The sequence below is a fragment of the Streptomyces sp. NPDC054841 genome (genome assembly GCF_053611045.1).
On sequence record NZ_JBSGZO010000200.1, the window covers coordinates 1 to 14921 of the forward strand.

Here is a 14921-nt window from a genome sequence, read left to right on the forward strand (position 1 = left end):
GACCTTATGAGGCGCCGTGCCCCCGGTGCTCCGCCGCGATGCCGAAGCGGCCGCGTTCGCCCGGAGCGGACGGCGACGACGTGCGCAGCGTCGAGACCGAGGTGATCACGGGGTCCTCGGCCGGCCGCTCAAGGCCTTCCAATCGCTCCAGGTCAGCAGCGGATACCAGGGCCGCGAGCGGCTTTCCGTGGCGGGTGACGACCACGCGCTCGCCGCCGTACACGACACGGTTGATCAGCTCGGCGAGCTCTGCGCGGGCTTGCGTCACCGGAATCTCATAGGCCATGCTCCCCATTCTAACGGTCTGTACGTCCTGTACATTTTTTACCGAGCCCGGAAGTCCCGGAGGACCGTGCAAGCCATGAGATCCGTGAGAGCCACCAGAGCCGCGCACGAGGAGAGGCACGTCATGAACCGTCCTTCCGCCCGCTACGTCCTGCCCGAGTTCACCGAGCGCACCAGCGCCGGGCTCCGCTCCCTGGATCCGTATTCGAAGCTGCTGGACGAGCGGATCATCTTTCTCGGCGCACCCGTCGACGACACCTCGGCCAACGACGTCATCGCCCAGTTCCTGCACCTCGAGTACGCCGCCCCCGACCAGGACATCTCGCTCTACATCAACTCCCCCGGGGGCTCGATCAGCGCCATGTCCGCGATCTACGACACGATGCAGGTGGTGACCTGCGACGTGGCGACGACCTGCCTCGGTCAGGCCGCCTCCACCGCCGCCGTGTTGCTCGCGGCGGGCACGCCCGGCAAACGAATGGCCCTGCCCGGCGCCCGGGTCATCGTCCAGCAGCCCGCCCTGACCGAGCCGCTCCAGGGCCAGCCGACCGATCTGGACATCCAGGCACAGGAGTTGCTCCGGCTGCGCGAGCAGCTCGCCGCCATGCTCGTGCGGCACACCGGTCGGAGCGCCGAGCGCATCGCCGCCGACCTCGAACGCGACACCGTCCTCGACGCGGCAGCGGCCAGGGAGTACGGCCTCGTGGACCACATCATCAAGAACCGCAAGACGTCCGCGATTTCCACCGGCGCGAGGTGAGCCGGCCTTGCTGCCTCCGGAGCTGCCGCCCCTGCCCGCACTGACGCGCGCCGAAAGCGAGTTCATCGACTGCTATCTCGAAGTCGTCGACCAGCTGGGACGGATCAACCCGGCCCACGGCACGCACACCTATGGCGCGCTCCGTGCCGCGCAGGCACTGGCCGCACGGGCCGCGGCGCTCAGGGACTCACTGGCGCTGATGCACGCGCGCGGCGAGAGCGAGCTGCACTCGCCCACACTGACGCGCGCCCTGCGGGTGTTGGACGGGGAGCGGAGGGCCTCCCGAATCACCGTGCCGCCCGAGCCGACGAGTTGACGGCGGGCCACACGGAAGCCCGGAAGGCCGCTCGCGCCATGCCGGAGGCGTACGAGTGGGTGTCGCCCATCCGGACCACTCGCAGCTTCGGCATAAGTATCGGGCGAGTTGCGCACAGCGTTGAGCCATCTGATCGAATGCGGCGTTCCGTTGCTGGTACGGCGCTCGTCACGCGGCCACGCGAACTCGGCCAAACGGCCCTGTCCACTCCAATGGATCAGTGGTGAGGAGCTTCACAAATCGTCGTTTCAACTCGGAAATCCGGCAGAAAGTGCGTCAAGATCCCTGGGACGACAAGCCCCCGCCACCGCGGCGGGGCGGTCCGGGCGGACGCCGAGTCCTGCCGCCGCACCGGATGCCTGGTCGACATGAGGGCTTCGGCAGGAGTGGAGGACCCGAGCAGTACGGGCCGGCCGCATGGCCGGTCCTCGGGGTGAAGCCGCTAGCGCGGCCGGGCGTTCTTCGCCGGTCCGAACCCGACAGGTCATCCTTCACAGGCGGCTGACGAAGGGTTGCGCATGACTGCGCAGACACATGTCCCGTCCCTGTTGTCACGGACGGGTGCCGTCTCGGCTCTCACACTCGCCGCCGTCGGCGGCTCGCTGATCATGCCGGGCGGCGTCTCCGAGGCCCAGGCGGCCTCGGCACACGCGACGAAGGCCCTGAAGGTGGCCGCGTCGAAGAAGGGAGCGCCGTACAGGTACGGGGCCACCGGTCCGTACCGGTTCGACTGTTCAGGGCTCATTCTCTACTCGTACGAGAAGGCCGGTAAACGCCTGCCGCGCACGGCGCAGCAACAGTACAACCGCACCCGGCACATCTCCGCCCACAAGCGGCAACGCGGTGACCTGGTCTTCTTCCATGCCGGCGGGTATGTGTACCACGTCGGTATCTACGCGGGCGGCGGCAGGATCTGGCACTCGCCGAAGACCGGATCCGTCGTGAAACTGAGCAAGATCTGGTCCAAGAACGTGCGGTACGGGCGCGTGCGCTGACCCTGTGGGACCGCGTCACGCGATCGGCTGAATGCGCCGATCGGCTCAGCGGTGGCATGTTCCGCGGGGCGCGGGCTACTCGTCATGCATGCCTGATGACGAAAGCCTCCGCGCCTCGCGGGACGAGACCGAGACGGAGCAGGCCGACCGTAACTTCGTCGAGCTGCTCCAGGAGCTCCGGGTCATCCAGACCGGCGTTCAGATCCTGTTCGCCTTTCTGCTGACGCTGGCCTTCACGGCCCGCTTCCCTTCGCTCAACTCGTTCCAGCGCGGCACGTACGTGACGACGCTGATGCTGGCCGTTGTCGCGGCGGCGCTGTTCACCGCGCCCGCCGCATTGCACCGCGGTCTGTTCCGCAGAGGTGCCAAACGGGAGATCGTCGACATCTCCTCCCGGCTGGCCGGCATCGGCATGGCGGTGCTCGCCCTGGCGCTGACCTCGGCGGTACTGCTGGTCGTCGATGTCGTGCACGGCACGCCCGAGGGAGTGATCGCCGCGGCCGCGACGCTGCTCGTCTGCGCGGGGCTGTGGGGCCTGCTGCCCTGGCTCGTGGGCCTGCACATCACCTCGCAGGAGGACTCGCAGGAAGACCCGTCGTCAGCGCCCGGCGCAGGGCGGTGAGGGCCCGCGCCGGCGGCCTTCTCCACGGTCCGGGCGGTACGCGGCCGGACCGTGGCCACCGGCCGGGTCACCGCCGCGCCGACCGCCCGGCCGGCCGCCACCCGGTCAGCCGGGGTTCTGCACGGGGGCGGCGGCAGCCCAGGGCAGGACGATCCAGATGGTCTTGCCGCCCTCCGGGGTGGGGCTGACGGACAGCCGCCCGCCGCACTCCGCGGTGAGCCAGCGGATGATCACCATGCCCCGGCCGTTGTCCTGCTGGACGGCTGCGGGCAGCCGCTGCGGCCATCGGGGGTGACTGTCGGTGACGCCGATGCGCAGCTGCTCGTCGCGCTCCAGCCGGACGTCGACCGTGAAGGTCGGCGACTGTCCGAAGGTGTGCTGCACGGCGTTGGTGGCGAGTTCGGAGACGATGAGCCGTACGGTGTCGGCCGCTTCGGCCTCCCCCGGCAGTCCCCACTCGGTGAGGATGTCGGAGACGTATCTCCGCGCGGCGGGGACCGAGGCGGGATTGCTCGGCAGAGTGACGGATGCTTCCTGGTGATCTGCCATGGCGGGCTGTCCCTTTCCCACCGGGGCCGGATTGCGGCACGTAGCGGATGATGTGCCGGAACAGCCTCGGATTGTGCTTCGCGCCAGACTGCCACTCCTGCTGTCGCCGGTGGTGCCGTTCCACCAGGATATGCATATATCTGTCGCTCAAAGCGGTGAACTCTGCGACGCGAGACCGTATTTGGGCTCATACTCGGCGCTGCGATTCGCCGGGGTATTCGGCGGCCGAAGGAGGAGACGGGGATGCGGCACGGTCCCGTGGTGCGCCGGCGCAAGCTCGGGGAGGAGTTGCGCGGGCTGCGGCTCGGCGCGGGCCTCACCAGCCGGGAGGCGGCGCGGCTCGTGGGCTGGCACCAGTCGAAGGTGAGCCGGATCGAGACGGGCACGAGCGGGGCGAAGCCGGCGGACGTGGCCCGGCTGCTCGATGCGTACGGGGTCGTCGACCAGCGGCTGCGTGAACTGCTGGGGACGCTGGCCGGTTCGGCGGACGGCGGCGGTACGGGCTGGTGGCACGCCTATCGGGGGGTGATCCCGCCGCAGTACCGGGACTTCATCAGTCTGGAGTCCCAGGCGAGCACGGCCCGGACGTTGGAGACGTCGGTGGTGCCAGGGCTGCTGCAGACCCCCGACTACGCGCGGGCCGTGACCCGTTCCGCGCTCGAAGGGCTGCCGTCGGCCACCGTGGACTCACTGGTGGAGGTCCGGATCGCCCGTCAGCAAGTGCTCCGTGCGGAGCGGCCGCTGGAGTTCAGCGCGGTGCTGGACGAGGCGGTGCTGCGGCGGCAGGTGGGCGGTCCGCGGGTCATGCGCGGACAGTTGAGGAGGGTGCTGGACATGGCCCGGCTCCCCCATGTCCGGCTGCAGGTGCTGCCGTTCTCGACCGGTGGCTATGTGGGACTCACCGGACCTTTCGTTATCTTCTCTTTTCCGAACACTTCTGATCTGGACGTGGTTGTTCTTGACCACTTGACGAGTAGTCTCTATCTGGAGCGGAAAGAAGACCTTGATGCGTACGGCGCCGCGTTCCGCACCATGCAGGCGCATGCGCTCTCGCTCCACGACTCGTTGGATCTCATCACCGGGATCGGTGACGGCGCGTAGGGAAGGCACCCCCCAATGTCTGCTCACGACGCACTCTTACACACCCCGCTGCGCACTCCGTGGCAGCGCAGCAGCCGCAGTGTCGGAATGAACAACTGCGTCGAGACCGCACGCTGCGCCGACGGCGCTCTGGCCGTGCGGGACTCGAAGAACGTCCATCTGCCGGTGCTGCGGTTCTCCCCCGCCGCCTGGACCGGCTTCCTGCGCGGGCTGGGAGAGGACTCGGCCGGCTGACGGACCCACCGGCTCAGACGGCGGGCGCGCTCCCCAGGATGGTGGCGACCGCCGTCTCGACCTGCTGAGGCGTGAGATCGGCCCGCGCGGTGAGCCTGATCCGGGAGATGCCGTCCGGCACGGACGGCGGCCGGAAGCAGCCGACTGCCAGTCCCCGGGCCCTGCAGTCCGCCGCCCAGCGCACGGCCGACTCCGGCGACGGCGCCTGTACGGAGACCACGGCCGCGTCCGGACGCGCGGCCGTCAGTCCGGCGCCCGTCAGCCGGTCGTGCAGCGTCGTGGCGACGGCACGCGCACGGTCCGCGAGGGCGGGTTCGCGGCGCAGCAGCCGCAGGCTCGCCAGGGCCGCACCCGCCGCGGCCGGGGCGAGGCCGGTGTCGAAGATGAAGGTGCGGGCGGCGTTGACCAGATGGTCGATGACCCGCGCCGGGCCCAGGACCGCACCGCCCTGGCTGCCGAGGGACTTGGAGAGGGTGAGGGTGGCCACGACGCCCGTGGCGCCCGCGAGTCCCGCCGCGTCCAGGGCACCCCGGCCACCGTCGCCGAGGACTCCGAGGCCGTGCGCGTCATCGACGACCAGCGCCGCGCCGTGCGCCCGGCACACATCGGCGAACCCGGTCAGCGGGGCGGCGTCGCCGTCCACGGAGAAGACCGAGTCGGAGACGACCAGGGCGCGCCGTCCCGGGTGCGCGTCGAGCGTCTTGCGCACGGCCTCGGGGTCGGCGTGCGGCACCACAGCGGTCTCGGCCCGCGAGAGCCGGCACCCGTCGACGATCGAGGCGTGGTTGCCCGCGTCCGAGACGATCAGGGACCCGTGGTCGCTGAGCGCCGTCAGCGCAGCGAGATTGGCCGCGTACCCGGAGGAGAACACGAGCGCGGCCTCGAACCCGCAGAACTCGGCCAGCTCCCGCTCCAGTTCGGCGTGGAGTTCGGTGCTGCCGGTGACCAGCCGGGAGCCGGTGGCGCCCGCGCCCCAGCGCCGGGCCGCCTCGGCCGCGGCCGCGGTGATCTCAGGCCTGCGGGTGAGACCGAGGTAGTCGTTGCTCGCGAGATCGAGCAGGGTGGCGTCGGCGGATCGCGGGCGGAGCGTACGTACGAGCCCGGCGTCCGCGCGGCGCCGCGCCGCGCCGTCGGTCCAGTGGAAGGGATCCTGGGGCAAGGCCTGGGACATGAGGCTCCGGTCCTTTTGTAGGCAGCGCACAGACCCTATCCCTGGACAGGCGAGGTCAGAGTGTGGCCATACACACACCTCATTCGGCGTCTGTTGTGGAGTTCCTCCTTGGCCGGGGAGTGTCCGGTAGGCGAGGATCGGCGCCATGGACCTCCTGAACACGCTGGTGGACAAGGGCCTGCGGCGTGAGCTGCCGACCCGCGAAGAAGCGCTCGCCGTGCTGGCGACCTCCGACGACGATCTGCTCGAAGTGGTGGCCGCGGCCGGAAAGGTACGCCGTCAGTGGTTCGGACGGCGAGTGAAACTGAACTATCTCGTCAACCTGAAGTCCGGTCTGTGCCCGGAAGACTGTTCGTACTGCTCCCAGCGGCTCGGCTCCAAGGCGGAGATCCTCAAGTACACCTGGCTGAAGCCGGACGAGGCGTCGCAGGCGGCGGCCGCCGGGGTCGCGGGTGGCGCGAAGCGGGTCTGCCTGGTCGCGAGCGGCCGGGGCCCGACGGACCGGGACGTCGACCGGGTCTCGCAGACCATCGAGGCGATCAAGGAGCAGAACGAGGGCGTCGAGGTGTGCGCCTGCCTCGGGCTGCTCTCCGACGGCCAGGCGGAGCGGCTGCGCGCCGCGGGCGCCGACGCCTACAACCACAACCTCAACACGTCCGAGGGGACGTACGGGGACATCACGACCACGCACACGTACGCGGACCGCGTGGACACCGTCGAGAAGGCGCACGCCGCCGGTCTCTCGGCCTGCTCGGGCCTGATCGCGGGTATGGGCGAGAGCGACGAGGACCTGGTCGATGTGGTGTTCGCGCTGCGCGAGCTGGACCCGGACTCGGTGCCGGTGAACTTCCTGATCCCGTTCGAGGGCACGCCGCTCGCCAAGGAGTGGAACCTGACGCCGCAGCGGGCGCTGCGGATCCTCGCCATGGTGCGGTTCGTCTGTCCGGACGTGGAGGTACGGCTCGCGGGTGGCCGCGAGGTCCATCTGCGTACGCTCCAGCCGCTCGCGCTGCACCTCGCCAACTCGATTTTCCTGGGCGACTATCTGACCAGTGAGGGCCAGGCCGGCAAGGCGGACCTCGAAATGATCGCGGACGCGGGCTTCGAGGTGGAGGGCACGGACACCACGACGCTTCCGGAGCACCGGGCTGACGCGGTGGCGGGCGGTTGCGGCTCGCACGGTGGCGGTGGCTGCGCGCCCTGCGGTGACACACCGCAGGAGACCACCCAGGCCCCCGCGGAAGCGGCGGCGGCTCGCACGGATCTGGTGGCGGTGCGCCGCCGCGGCGCCGGGACGGACCTCGCGCCCAATGCGTAGCCCCGACGCGCGCGAACTCGTCGCCCTCGACCGGGCCCATGTCTGGCACCCGTACGGCCCGATGCCGGGCCGTACGGACCCGCTGGTCGTGGAGTCCGCGTCCGGAGTACGGCTCCGGCTCGCCGAACCGGCCCACGGCCGCGCCGAGTTGGTCGACGGGATGTCCTCCTGGTGGTCGGCGATCCACGGCTACAACCACCCGGTGCTGAACGAGGCCGCGCGCGGCCAGCTGGACCGCATGAGCCATGTCATGTTCGGCGGGCTCACCCATGAGCCCGCCGTCCGGCTCGCCACCCGGCTGGTGGACATCACCCCGGAGCCGCTCCGGCATGTCTTCCTCTGCGACTCGGGCTCGGTCTCCGTCGAGGTCGCCGTGAAGATGTGTCTCCAGTACTGGCGCTCGGTGGGACAGCCGGCGAAGCGGCGGCTGCTCACCTGGCGCGGTGGGTACCACGGGGACACCTGGCAGCCGATGGCCGTGTGCGACCCGGACGGCGGGATGCACGAGCTGTGGTCGGGCGTGCTGCCCCGGCAGGTCTTCGCGGACGCTCCGCCGTCCGGGTACGAGTCGTACCAGGAGACGTACGCGGATCACCTGCGGGAGCAGATCGGGCGGCACGCGCACGAGCTGGCCGCGGTGATCGTGGAGCCGGTCGTGCAGGGCGCCGGGGGGATGCGGTTCCACTCCCCCGGGTATCTGCGGGTGCTGCGGGAGGCCTGCGACGAGCACGGTGTACTGCTGATCTTCGACGAGATCGCGACCGGGTTCGGGCGCACCGGCACGCTGTTCGCCGCCGGGCACGCGGCTGTCTCGCCCGATGTCATGTGCCTCGGCAAGGCGTTGACCGGCGGCTATCTGACAATGGCGGCGACGCTGTGCACGGGCAGGGTGGCGGACGGGATCTCGCAGGGCGAGGTCCCCGTTCTGGCCCACGGGCCCACGTTCATGGGGAACCCGCTGGCGGCGGCGGTCGCGTGCGCGTCGATCGACCTGCTGCTCGGCCAGGACTGGGGCCAGGAGGTCAAGCGTCTGGAGGCCGGCCTGCGCGAGGGGCTCGCCGACGCCGCCTCCCTGACCGGGGTGCGCGACGTCCGCGTCCTCGGCGGAATCGGCGTCGTCCAGCTGGACCACCCCGTGGACATGGCCGCGGCGACGGAGGCGGCCGTTCGCGAAGGCGTGTGGCTCCGGCCGTTCCGTGATCTGATCTACACGATGCCGCCGTACGTGACCGGCGACGAGGACCTCGCCCGCATCACGCGAGCGGTCTGCGCGGCCGCGGCGGCGGGGTGACGGGATAGCCGGGGTCGGTGCCCGGACCCCGGTACGCCCTGCGGGCGCGGCTCCGAAGCCGACCGGCACCGTCCGGTGGGCCGGAGCGTCCGTCCTCGAACGCCGGACGGGCTCGGAATGAGCCCCGCCGGCGTGCGCGGCGCGGGCGTTCGGGGGCAGAGCCCTCCAATTCTCCCGAACGCAGGACGACAAGAACACAACGACAAGGAGCAGCAGCGCATGGGCGTCATCGTCGTCAGCGGAACCGGGACCGAGATCGGCAAGACCGTGGTCACCGCGGCCCTCGCCGCCGTCGCCGCGGCGCAGGGCCGGACGGTGGCGGTGCTGAAGCCCGCGCAGACCGGGCTCGCGACCGGTGAGGCCGGTGACGCCGAGGAAGCCGCACGGCTCGCGGGCCCCGGGGTGACCGGCATCGAACTCGCCCGGTTCCCCGAACCGTTGGCACCGGCGACGTCCGCACGACGGGCGGGCATGACCCCGGTGGGCCCGCAGCAAGTCGCCGAGGCCGCCGAGAAGCTCGCCACGGAGCACGATCTCGTGCTCGTCGAGGGCGCCGGCGGTCTGCTCGTCCGGTTCGACGAACAGGGCGGCACGCTCGCCGACGCAGCCCGGCTGCTGCGCGCCCCCGTGCTGGTCGTGGCCCCCGCCGGGCTCGGCACGCTGAACGCGACCGCGCTCACCACCGAGGCCCTGCGGGCGCGCTCGCTGGAGCCGCTGGGGGTCGTGGTGGGCAGCTGGCCCGCAGTGCCTGATCTCGCGGCGCGCTGCAATCTGGCGGATCTGCCGGAGTCGGCGGGCACGGAACTGCTCGGCGTCGTACCCGAGGGCTCGGGCTCGCTGGCGCCGTCGGCGTTCCGTACGGCGGCGCCGAGCTGGCTGGCGCCCGCGCTCGGCGGTGTGTGGGACGCGGCCGCCTTCGGCGCGACCGTACGCTGATCACCATGCGAGCACGAGTGGAGGAGATCGTCTTCGACTGCGCGGAGCCCGCGGCTCTCGCCCGGTTCTGGTCCGCGCTGCTCGGCGGCGAGCCGGTGGTGCGGAACGCGGGCTGGGCGTACGTCGATCCGCCCGGTTTCGTACGCGTCGCCTTCCAGCGCGTACCGGAGGGCAAGACCGTCAAGAACCGGCTCCACCTGGATCTGGACGTGGCCGACATCGAGGCCGCGGCCGACGAGGCGGTGGGGCTCGGCGGAGCTCTGGTCGGGGACGTGGTCACCGACGCACAGGGCCGGTTCCAGGTCATGCGGGATCCCGAGGGCAACGAGTTCTGTTTCGTGGCCGAGTGTCATGGTGACGGGGCCCGGTGAGATGGTGCCGGGACCCGGTGACGGGCCCAGTGACGGGCCCGGTGACAGAGCCGAGTGACAGGGCCCAGTGACAGGGCCGGCCGAAGGGCTGACTGACCCGGGCCCTCCGGGGGGACAATCACCGTATCCGTCCATCCGTACCGGTTCGCCGGACGTCGGAGGAGGCCCCATGCCGCTGCGCAGCTCCAGAGTTCCCCGGGACGCCGTGCACCATCCCGTCTTCGCGCGTTTCTACGCCCGGTTCAGTGTGTCCGCCGACCTCCGCGGCGGGATCGCCGCACACCGCGAGGAGCTGCTGTCAGGTCTGTCCGGCCGGGTCATCGAGATCGGCGCGGGCAACGGGCTGAACTTCACGCACTACCCCGGCGCCGTGTCCGAGGTGGTCGCCCTCGAACCGGAACGCACGCTGCGGCGGTTGGCGGTGACGGCGGCCAGGCACGCGGATGTGCCCGTCGATGTGGTGCCGGGCGCCGCGGAGGCGCTTCCGGTGAAGAGCGAGGCGTTCGACGCGGCGGTCGCGTCCCTGGTGCTGTGCAGCGTCCGGGACCTGCCACGCGCTCTCTCAGAAATCAGACGTGTCCTGCGCCCCGGCGGTGAGCTGCGGTTCTTCGAGCACGGGGTGGCGCCCGGCGGAGCGATGGCCAAGGTGCAGCGGGGCCTGGACCGGACGGTGTGGCCACGGCTCTTCGGAGGTTGCCACACGGCCCGCGATCCGCTCGCCGCGATCGAGGCGGCCGGGTTCCAGCTGGGTGAGTACCGGCGGCTGCGGGTACCGGAGAGGGGCCCCCAACTCCCCACGTCCTTCTGTGTGCTCGGTGTTGCGCGACGGCCGCACGTGGACCGTCACTGACTCCATCGCCGCAGTTCACCGGCGATGTCCCGGACATCGGCCGTGCCTTGCTTCACCAGCCGGGCGAGGTCGCGGACGCGTTCGGGCGAGGTGACGACTTTCAGCCCGCACGCGGCGAGATAGCCGTACGCGACCGCCGAGGCGAACATCGCATTGGAGTGCTCGAGGGCGGGGACGTGCAGAAGGAGCTGCAGCAGGGAGGCGGCGCGGGTGTGCGGATCGTCGTAGACCGGGGTGCCGAATATCTCCGCTTCGTGCCGGCTGACGGCGGCGATCAGTGCACCCCAGTCGGTGACCTGCGGATCGCCGGGCGTCTTGTGCTCGGCGACCATGAGAAGCCAGGCGAGGTCGATCGACAGGTTTGTGCCGCCATGTGACGGTGTCTCGGCGGATTCGTCGTTGTCCATGGGTGTCGGCTGTCTCAGGGGTAGGCGGCCGCACAGGGGTTCCGCGAGGCACGGGCGCCCCGGCGGATGAACCTGCGCGAAGTCAACGCTTGCCCTGGCCCCCTCGCTTGCCTTGTGTGCCTTGCGCGCCTTGCGTGCTTTGCTCGTCCGTGCGTTCGGCGCCGGTCGTGCCGTTCGCTGCCCCGGACTCCGCCCCGAACTCCTCCGCGAACACCGACTCGTACTGCTTCATGAAGTCGGCGGCGGCCTCGACGAAAGTGCGGCCCACCTCGCCCGCGTCCTGCTTGACGAGCTCTTCGATGTAGCGGTTCACGCTCAGACCACGCTGGTGTGCCCGCCGGCGCGCGGCCTCGGCGGTGGTCTCGTCCACGCGCACGTTCAGCTGAGTCTTCGCCACACACTCAAGCTAGCGCGGTGGCGCTAGCGCCGACAAGGCCCAGGCGAGCCCGTACGCTCAGGGGTACGGGAGCTGTCGATGCCCACGACCCGGGAGGCAGTCTTGTCCACACCTGCCACAGCGCCCGCCCAGGAACTGCCCGCGGACGCACCGCTCGCCGCGCGGGCGCGCGGCCTCACCAAGGCGTACGGGACGGGCGAGACGGCGGTCCTCGCGCTGGACGCGGTGGACGTGGACATCGCGCGGGGGCGGTTCACGGCCGTGATGGGCCCGTCCGGCTCGGGCAAGCCCACACATGGTCTGTGTACCCGATTGCCGCATGAGCCACGCTGTGTAGCCAGTCGGCACCGGAGGGCAACCGCCCAGGTCAGGGGCCACACAGCACAACGCCCCCAACGCCCAGTGCAAGAAGGGCAGTTGAAGGGCGCGTCAGTGTTCCCGCGGCTGGACGGGCGCGCGGGTGGCAGCGTTGCGCCACCACCACAGGCCACGGCAGGCAGGCTCCGAGAGCGCGAAAAAGTGCCCGCACTGCGCGCACCAGGGCAACCCGTTCTCTGGGTCTACGGGACACCCTGTGCCACAGCGCGGGCACTCCTCCATGCAGTCCTACCTCATTGCCTAAGGGCTGTCCCGTAATCCCCGGCGGGCGCACGACGACAGCTACGGCACCTCGCTGCGTTGTCGGATCGCCCGAATACGCCCAGTATGAGGACGACCCTCCGCCTTGCGATGCACCGCATCTGACGCCGCGCGCTGATCCACCGGGGATTACGGGACAGCCCTTAGTCGAACTCTCCGGCCTTGACGGCTGCGGCGAGGTTCGCCCATCCGTCCTCGGTCATCGTGACGATGATGTCCGGCCGCTCAGAGTCCCGCAACGCCACAACGCCCGGCACGTTCATTGCCACCTGCGGGCAGTTGTCGACGCGCGCATCACGGCACGCCTGCGTGCCGATGAACTCGAATTCGGGTGCGTCCATCATGCTTCCCTTCCCTCTGAGTGCGGGGAATCGGTCCCCGCGCCGTATTGAGTGCGCCCCCAACTGCTCGCCGACAAGGGACAGCTGGGGGCGCTACCCGTGCCGGACGAATGGGGGAGGTACAGCGGCACGGGGTTATTCGTTGCGGCCCTTACGCGGATTCGGCCGCCATCGCGTTTCTTGCTGGTCTTGCTGGGGCGCCTGGGCGCCTACTGGTCGCGCGAATCCCGGTAGATGCGCCATAGGCGTTGACCGGTCTCACAGCCGTTATCGGCCTTGTGGGCAGTAGTGCAGCCTGCGCAGCCCTGAGCGTGCTCCAGCCATGCCCTGTACGCCTGTTGCGTGGTGCTCTCTGCTGACATGAGCGCGGTCGCGATTCGCCCAGTCCGGGTCACGGCGTCGCCTCCGCAGCCTGTCGCTTTGCCTTGCAGCGCGGGCATTCACAGGGCGGGAAGCGGAAATCCCGCATCCGACGGCCTGTCGGGCGGGCACAGATGCGTCACCTTGTCCTGAACTTCCGTCCGGGCGCCGGTCTCGGCATTGACCCGGTAGACACCGATCGAGATAGCCACGTGATCACGCGACCCTTCCGGCCACGACATAGCGCCATTCCTCGCCCAGGTGGCACAACAGGTAGGGCCGGACCAGGGTCATGGGGCGCTCCCATGGGGCGGGCGGGAACCACTGTGCGCGCGGTTCCGGCAGGGTCGGCACGCATGGGGCGCGCCCCTCGCGGTGCATGCGGGCTGCTCCCAGACCCGCGCCCCAGACGTCAGGGGAGAGCTGGGCGTGCGCCTGGGCGGCAGCCTGGGGCACCTGGGCCCTGTGCCTGCCGGGCGTACGTCGGCCCAACAGGGCGACCGTCACCCATCCGAGTAGACGTGTTACAAAGTCCATGACTGCCTGCTCTCTCAGGTGGTCCACGCCCCCGAGCCGTTCGCGCGGTTGCGGGGGTCCTTGCGTCGGACCAGGCTGCCCCTGGGACGAATCGGTGCCTAGCGGCCCCGTGTAGGCCCCATGTAGGCCAGACTTGAGATATGCGCGGAGAGACAGCGGCCCACATGATCCGGCGCCTACGGCAAGCCAAAGGGTGGAGTCAGGCGCGACTAGCGGCGGAGGCATGCCGCGCGGCGGGTTTACCGCCCGATTCCCTCACCCGGCAGGACATCTACCGGTACGAGAAAGGCAAGCGCACGCCGCGTGAATGGCTGCCGTCCCTTGCCGCCGCCTTGGACGTGTCTGCCAATGAGCTTGAACAGGCAGCCACGAGCGACGCCCAGGAGGGCGCTCCCGTCACGGTTGCTGACTTCCTCCCCGCTACCGACCCATTGGCGCCACTGAAAGCCGGACCGGGGCGCCGAATTGGTGCAGGTGACGTTACCGACCTAGCCGGCCGAGTGCACGGATTGCGCCTCGCGGATGACTTCCTAGCGGGTGGTGACCTAATCGGCCCGGCGCTTAGGGAGTTGCGCTCCGCGGTAAAGCTGCACCGCGAGGGAAGCCACACAGAAGAAGTCGGGCGCGCGTTGCTCGTGCAGATTGGTGAGCTGGCACAGATTGCCGGGTGGATTGCCTCTGATGCTGGGCGCCATGAGGAAGCGGAACGCATCTACAAACTCGGCATGAGCGCTGCCCGGCAGGCGGGGGACGGAACACTAGTCGGCAATCTCGCCGGATCGCTCGCGTATCAATACAGCAATACAGGGAACGCGAAAGAGAGCCTTACACTCGCCCGGGCTGCATTGGAAGCGGCAGGCGACGACGCGCCCCCCAAAGCGCGCGCTCTATATCTCGACCGAATCGCCTGGGCGCACACGCAAGCCAATGAAGCGCAGTCAGCAATTCGCGCCCTGGGCCAGGCATCCGAATCACTGGCAAACGACAGCGAAGCGAGGGAGTCACCCCAATACCTGTACTGGGTTGAGGCAGGCGAGTTGCAAGTGATGGAGTCGCGCGTCTATACAGAGCTGAAGAAGCCTTTACGCGCTGTTCCGCTACTTCGGGAAGTGCTGGCCCGGTACGACGCTACGCACACCCGCGAACTTGCCCTGTACCTCTCGTGGCTTGCCGTAGCACTGGCCGACGCCAACGAACCCGAGGAAGCGGCAACAACGGCACAGCGGGTCATCCTGCTTTCCGCAGACATCGCGAGCGAACGCACAGCGGAACGCGTAAAGGTTGTCCTGCACAGGCTAGATGAATATAGGGACGTGCCAGAAGTGCGGGAAGTTCTGGACGAGGCAACCTAAGGGCTGTCCCGTAATCCCCGGTGGATCAGCGCGCGGCGTCAGATGCGGTGCATCGCAAGGCGGAGGGTCGTCCTCATACTGGGCGTATT

19 protein-coding genes, 1 pseudogene and 1 riboswitch are annotated in these 14921 nt (G+C 69.9%); of the genes and pseudogenes, 13 read left to right on the forward strand and 7 right to left on the reverse strand.

Features of this window, described 5'->3' with window-relative positions:
• Positions 1 to 4: 4 nt before the first annotated feature.
• Entirely contained in the window at positions 5 to 286 is a 282-nt protein-coding gene (locus ACWGI8_RS24550; RefSeq protein WP_453663968.1) for a type II toxin-antitoxin system Phd/YefM family antitoxin, read from the reverse strand.
• A gap of 123 nt (positions 287 to 409) precedes the next feature.
• On the opposite strand from ACWGI8_RS24550, the gene ACWGI8_RS24555 reads away from it, so the two are divergent.
• From ACWGI8_RS24555 to ACWGI8_RS24570, 4 genes are all read left to right on the forward strand, one after another.
• Positions 410 to 1045, forward strand: a complete 636-nt coding sequence (locus tag ACWGI8_RS24555; RefSeq protein ID WP_453663970.1) for an ATP-dependent Clp protease proteolytic subunit — start codon at positions 410 to 412, stop codon at positions 1043 to 1045.
• Positions 1046 to 1052: 7 nt separating this feature from the next.
• On the forward strand, positions 1053 to 1361 hold the full coding sequence (locus ACWGI8_RS24560) for a hypothetical protein (RefSeq protein ID WP_453663971.1): 309 nt from the start codon (positions 1053 to 1055) through the stop codon (positions 1359 to 1361).
• A 363-nt stretch (positions 1362 to 1724) separates the two neighbouring features.
• A riboswitch (cyclic di-AMP (ydaO/yuaA leader) is annotated at positions 1725 to 1876 on the forward strand.
• Between the two features lie 3 nt (positions 1877 to 1879).
• On the forward strand, positions 1880 to 2356 hold the full coding sequence (locus ACWGI8_RS24565) for a C40 family peptidase (protein ID WP_453663972.1): 477 nt from the start codon (positions 1880 to 1882) through the stop codon (positions 2354 to 2356).
• A gap of 88 nt (positions 2357 to 2444) precedes the next feature.
• Complete coding sequence (locus ACWGI8_RS24570; RefSeq protein WP_453663974.1) at positions 2445 to 2978, forward strand: DUF6328 family protein; 534 nt, start codon at positions 2445 to 2447, stop codon at positions 2976 to 2978.
• A gap of 105 nt (positions 2979 to 3083) precedes the next feature.
• On the opposite strand, the gene ACWGI8_RS24575 is transcribed toward ACWGI8_RS24570, so the two are convergent.
• Positions 3084 to 3527 carry an ATP-binding protein gene (locus ACWGI8_RS24575; protein ID WP_453663975.1) on the reverse strand — a complete coding sequence of 148 codons (444 nt, stop codon included), beginning with the start codon at positions 3525 to 3527 and terminating at the stop codon, positions 3084 to 3086.
• A gap of 243 nt (positions 3528 to 3770) precedes the next feature.
• Here ACWGI8_RS24575 and ACWGI8_RS24580 point away from each other — a divergent pair, with 243 nt between their 5' ends.
• Together ACWGI8_RS24580 and ACWGI8_RS24585 are read left to right on the forward strand one after the other, a co-directional pair.
• Positions 3771 to 4628 (forward strand): helix-turn-helix domain-containing protein, encoded by an 858-nt coding sequence (locus tag ACWGI8_RS24580; RefSeq protein ID WP_453663977.1) that lies wholly within the window; start codon positions 3771 to 3773, stop codon positions 4626 to 4628.
• A gap of 15 nt (positions 4629 to 4643) precedes the next feature.
• Complete coding sequence (locus ACWGI8_RS24585) at positions 4644 to 4862, forward strand: DUF397 domain-containing protein (RefSeq protein WP_453663978.1); 219 nt, start codon at positions 4644 to 4646, stop codon at positions 4860 to 4862.
• 13 nt (positions 4863 to 4875) lie between these two features.
• On the opposite strand, the gene ACWGI8_RS24590 is transcribed toward ACWGI8_RS24585, so the two are convergent.
• The gene (locus ACWGI8_RS24590; protein WP_453663980.1) at positions 4876 to 6033 is read right to left on the reverse strand and encodes an 8-amino-7-oxononanoate synthase; all 1158 of its coding nucleotides are present in this window, start codon (positions 6031 to 6033) and stop codon (positions 4876 to 4878) included.
• A 145-nt stretch (positions 6034 to 6178) separates the two neighbouring features.
• On the opposite strand from ACWGI8_RS24590, the gene bioB reads away from it, so the two are divergent.
• The 5 genes from bioB (at position 6179) to ACWGI8_RS24615 (ending at position 10799) form a co-directional block, all read left to right on the forward strand.
• The gene (gene bioB / locus ACWGI8_RS24595) at positions 6179 to 7351 is read left to right on the forward strand and encodes a biotin synthase BioB (RefSeq protein ID WP_453663982.1); all 1173 of its coding nucleotides are present in this window, start codon (positions 6179 to 6181) and stop codon (positions 7349 to 7351) included.
• The gene (locus tag ACWGI8_RS24600) at positions 7344 to 8642 is read left to right on the forward strand and encodes an adenosylmethionine--8-amino-7-oxononanoate transaminase (protein WP_453663984.1); all 1299 of its coding nucleotides are present in this window, start codon (positions 7344 to 7346) and stop codon (positions 8640 to 8642) included. Before bioB ends, ACWGI8_RS24600 begins: the two co-directional genes overlap by 8 nt.
• A gap of 219 nt (positions 8643 to 8861) precedes the next feature.
• Positions 8862 to 9578 carry a dethiobiotin synthase gene (gene bioD, locus ACWGI8_RS24605; RefSeq protein ID WP_453663985.1) on the forward strand — a complete coding sequence of 239 codons (717 nt, stop codon included), beginning with the start codon at positions 8862 to 8864 and terminating at the stop codon, positions 9576 to 9578.
• Positions 9579 to 9583: 5 nt separating this feature from the next.
• Positions 9584 to 9949, forward strand: coding sequence for a VOC family protein (locus ACWGI8_RS24610; RefSeq protein WP_453663986.1), 366 nt, complete (start codon positions 9584 to 9586; stop codon positions 9947 to 9949).
• A gap of 169 nt (positions 9950 to 10118) precedes the next feature.
• Positions 10119 to 10799, forward strand: a complete 681-nt coding sequence (locus ACWGI8_RS24615; protein WP_453663988.1) for a class I SAM-dependent methyltransferase — start codon at positions 10119 to 10121, stop codon at positions 10797 to 10799.
• Here the strand turns inward: ACWGI8_RS24615 and ACWGI8_RS24620 are convergent.
• Positions 10793 to 11206: a fic family toxin-antitoxin system, toxin component gene (locus ACWGI8_RS24620; RefSeq protein WP_453663989.1), complete on the reverse strand. Its 414-nt coding sequence runs from the start codon at positions 11204 to 11206 to the stop codon at positions 10793 to 10795. The genes ACWGI8_RS24615 and ACWGI8_RS24620 overlap by 7 nt on opposite strands.
• A gap of 82 nt (positions 11207 to 11288) precedes the next feature.
• Positions 11289 to 11603: a hypothetical protein gene (locus tag ACWGI8_RS24625; RefSeq protein ID WP_453663991.1), complete on the reverse strand. Its 315-nt coding sequence runs from the start codon at positions 11601 to 11603 to the stop codon at positions 11289 to 11291.
• A 78-nt stretch (positions 11604 to 11681) separates the two neighbouring features.
• Between ACWGI8_RS24625 and ACWGI8_RS24630 the strand changes: the two are divergent.
• Positions 11682 to 11897 (forward strand): annotated as a pseudogene (locus ACWGI8_RS24630) (ABC transporter ATP-binding protein); the annotation flags it as partial.
• Between the two features lie 488 nt (positions 11898 to 12385).
• Here ACWGI8_RS24630 and ACWGI8_RS24635 read toward each other — a convergent pair.
• Complete coding sequence (locus ACWGI8_RS24635) at positions 12386 to 12586, reverse strand: DUF397 domain-containing protein (RefSeq protein ID WP_453663992.1); 201 nt, start codon at positions 12584 to 12586, stop codon at positions 12386 to 12388.
• Positions 12587 to 13159: 573 nt separating this feature from the next.
• Positions 13160 to 13480, reverse strand: coding sequence for a hypothetical protein (locus tag ACWGI8_RS24640; protein WP_453663994.1), 321 nt, complete (start codon positions 13478 to 13480; stop codon positions 13160 to 13162).
• A 140-nt stretch (positions 13481 to 13620) separates the two neighbouring features.
• On the opposite strand from ACWGI8_RS24640, the gene ACWGI8_RS24645 reads away from it, so the two are divergent.
• Entirely contained in the window at positions 13621 to 14832 is a 1212-nt protein-coding gene (locus ACWGI8_RS24645) for a helix-turn-helix domain-containing protein (RefSeq protein ID WP_453663996.1), read from the forward strand.
• Positions 14833 to 14921: the final 89 nt, after the last annotated feature.

Bases quoted from the DNA above. Each gene is read 5' to 3' on its own strand.
- ACWGI8_RS24565 (WP_453663972.1), top strand. From the start codon at position 1,880: ATGACTGCGCAGACACATGTCCCGTCCCTGTTGTCACGGACGGGTGCC.
- bioB (WP_453663982.1), top strand. From the start codon at position 6,179: ATGGACCTCCTGAACACGCTGGTGGACAAGGGCCTGCGGCGTGAGCTG.
- ACWGI8_RS24575 (WP_453663975.1), bottom strand. From the start codon at position 3,527: ATGGCAGATCACCAGGAAGCATCCGTCACTCTGCCGAGCAATCCCGCC.
- ACWGI8_RS24620 (WP_453663989.1), bottom strand. From the start codon at position 11,206: ATGGACAACGACGAATCCGCCGAGACACCGTCACATGGCGGCACAAAC.
- ACWGI8_RS24580 (WP_453663977.1), top strand. From the start codon at position 3,771: ATGCGGCACGGTCCCGTGGTGCGCCGGCGCAAGCTCGGGGAGGAGTTG.
- ACWGI8_RS24585 (WP_453663978.1), top strand. From the start codon at position 4,644: ATGTCTGCTCACGACGCACTCTTACACACCCCGCTGCGCACTCCGTGG.
- ACWGI8_RS24555 (WP_453663970.1), top strand. From the start codon at position 410: ATGAACCGTCCTTCCGCCCGCTACGTCCTGCCCGAGTTCACCGAGCGC.
- ACWGI8_RS24645 (WP_453663996.1), top strand. From the start codon at position 13,621: ATGCGCGGAGAGACAGCGGCCCACATGATCCGGCGCCTACGGCAAGCC.
- ACWGI8_RS24635 (WP_453663992.1), bottom strand. From the start codon at position 12,586: ATGATGGACGCACCCGAATTCGAGTTCATCGGCACGCAGGCGTGCCGT.
- bioD (WP_453663985.1), top strand. From the start codon at position 8,862: ATGGGCGTCATCGTCGTCAGCGGAACCGGGACCGAGATCGGCAAGACC.
- ACWGI8_RS24590 (WP_453663980.1), bottom strand. From the start codon at position 6,033: ATGTCCCAGGCCTTGCCCCAGGATCCCTTCCACTGGACCGACGGCGCG.
- ACWGI8_RS24640 (WP_453663994.1), bottom strand. From the start codon at position 13,480: ATGGACTTTGTAACACGTCTACTCGGATGGGTGACGGTCGCCCTGTTG.
- ACWGI8_RS24610 (WP_453663986.1), top strand. From the start codon at position 9,584: ATGCGAGCACGAGTGGAGGAGATCGTCTTCGACTGCGCGGAGCCCGCG.
- ACWGI8_RS24570 (WP_453663974.1), top strand. From the start codon at position 2,445: ATGCCTGATGACGAAAGCCTCCGCGCCTCGCGGGACGAGACCGAGACG.
- ACWGI8_RS24550 (WP_453663968.1), bottom strand. From the start codon at position 286: ATGGCCTATGAGATTCCGGTGACGCAAGCCCGCGCAGAGCTCGCCGAG.
- ACWGI8_RS24615 (WP_453663988.1), top strand. From the start codon at position 10,119: ATGCCGCTGCGCAGCTCCAGAGTTCCCCGGGACGCCGTGCACCATCCC.
- ACWGI8_RS24600 (WP_453663984.1), top strand. From the start codon at position 7,344: ATGCGTAGCCCCGACGCGCGCGAACTCGTCGCCCTCGACCGGGCCCAT.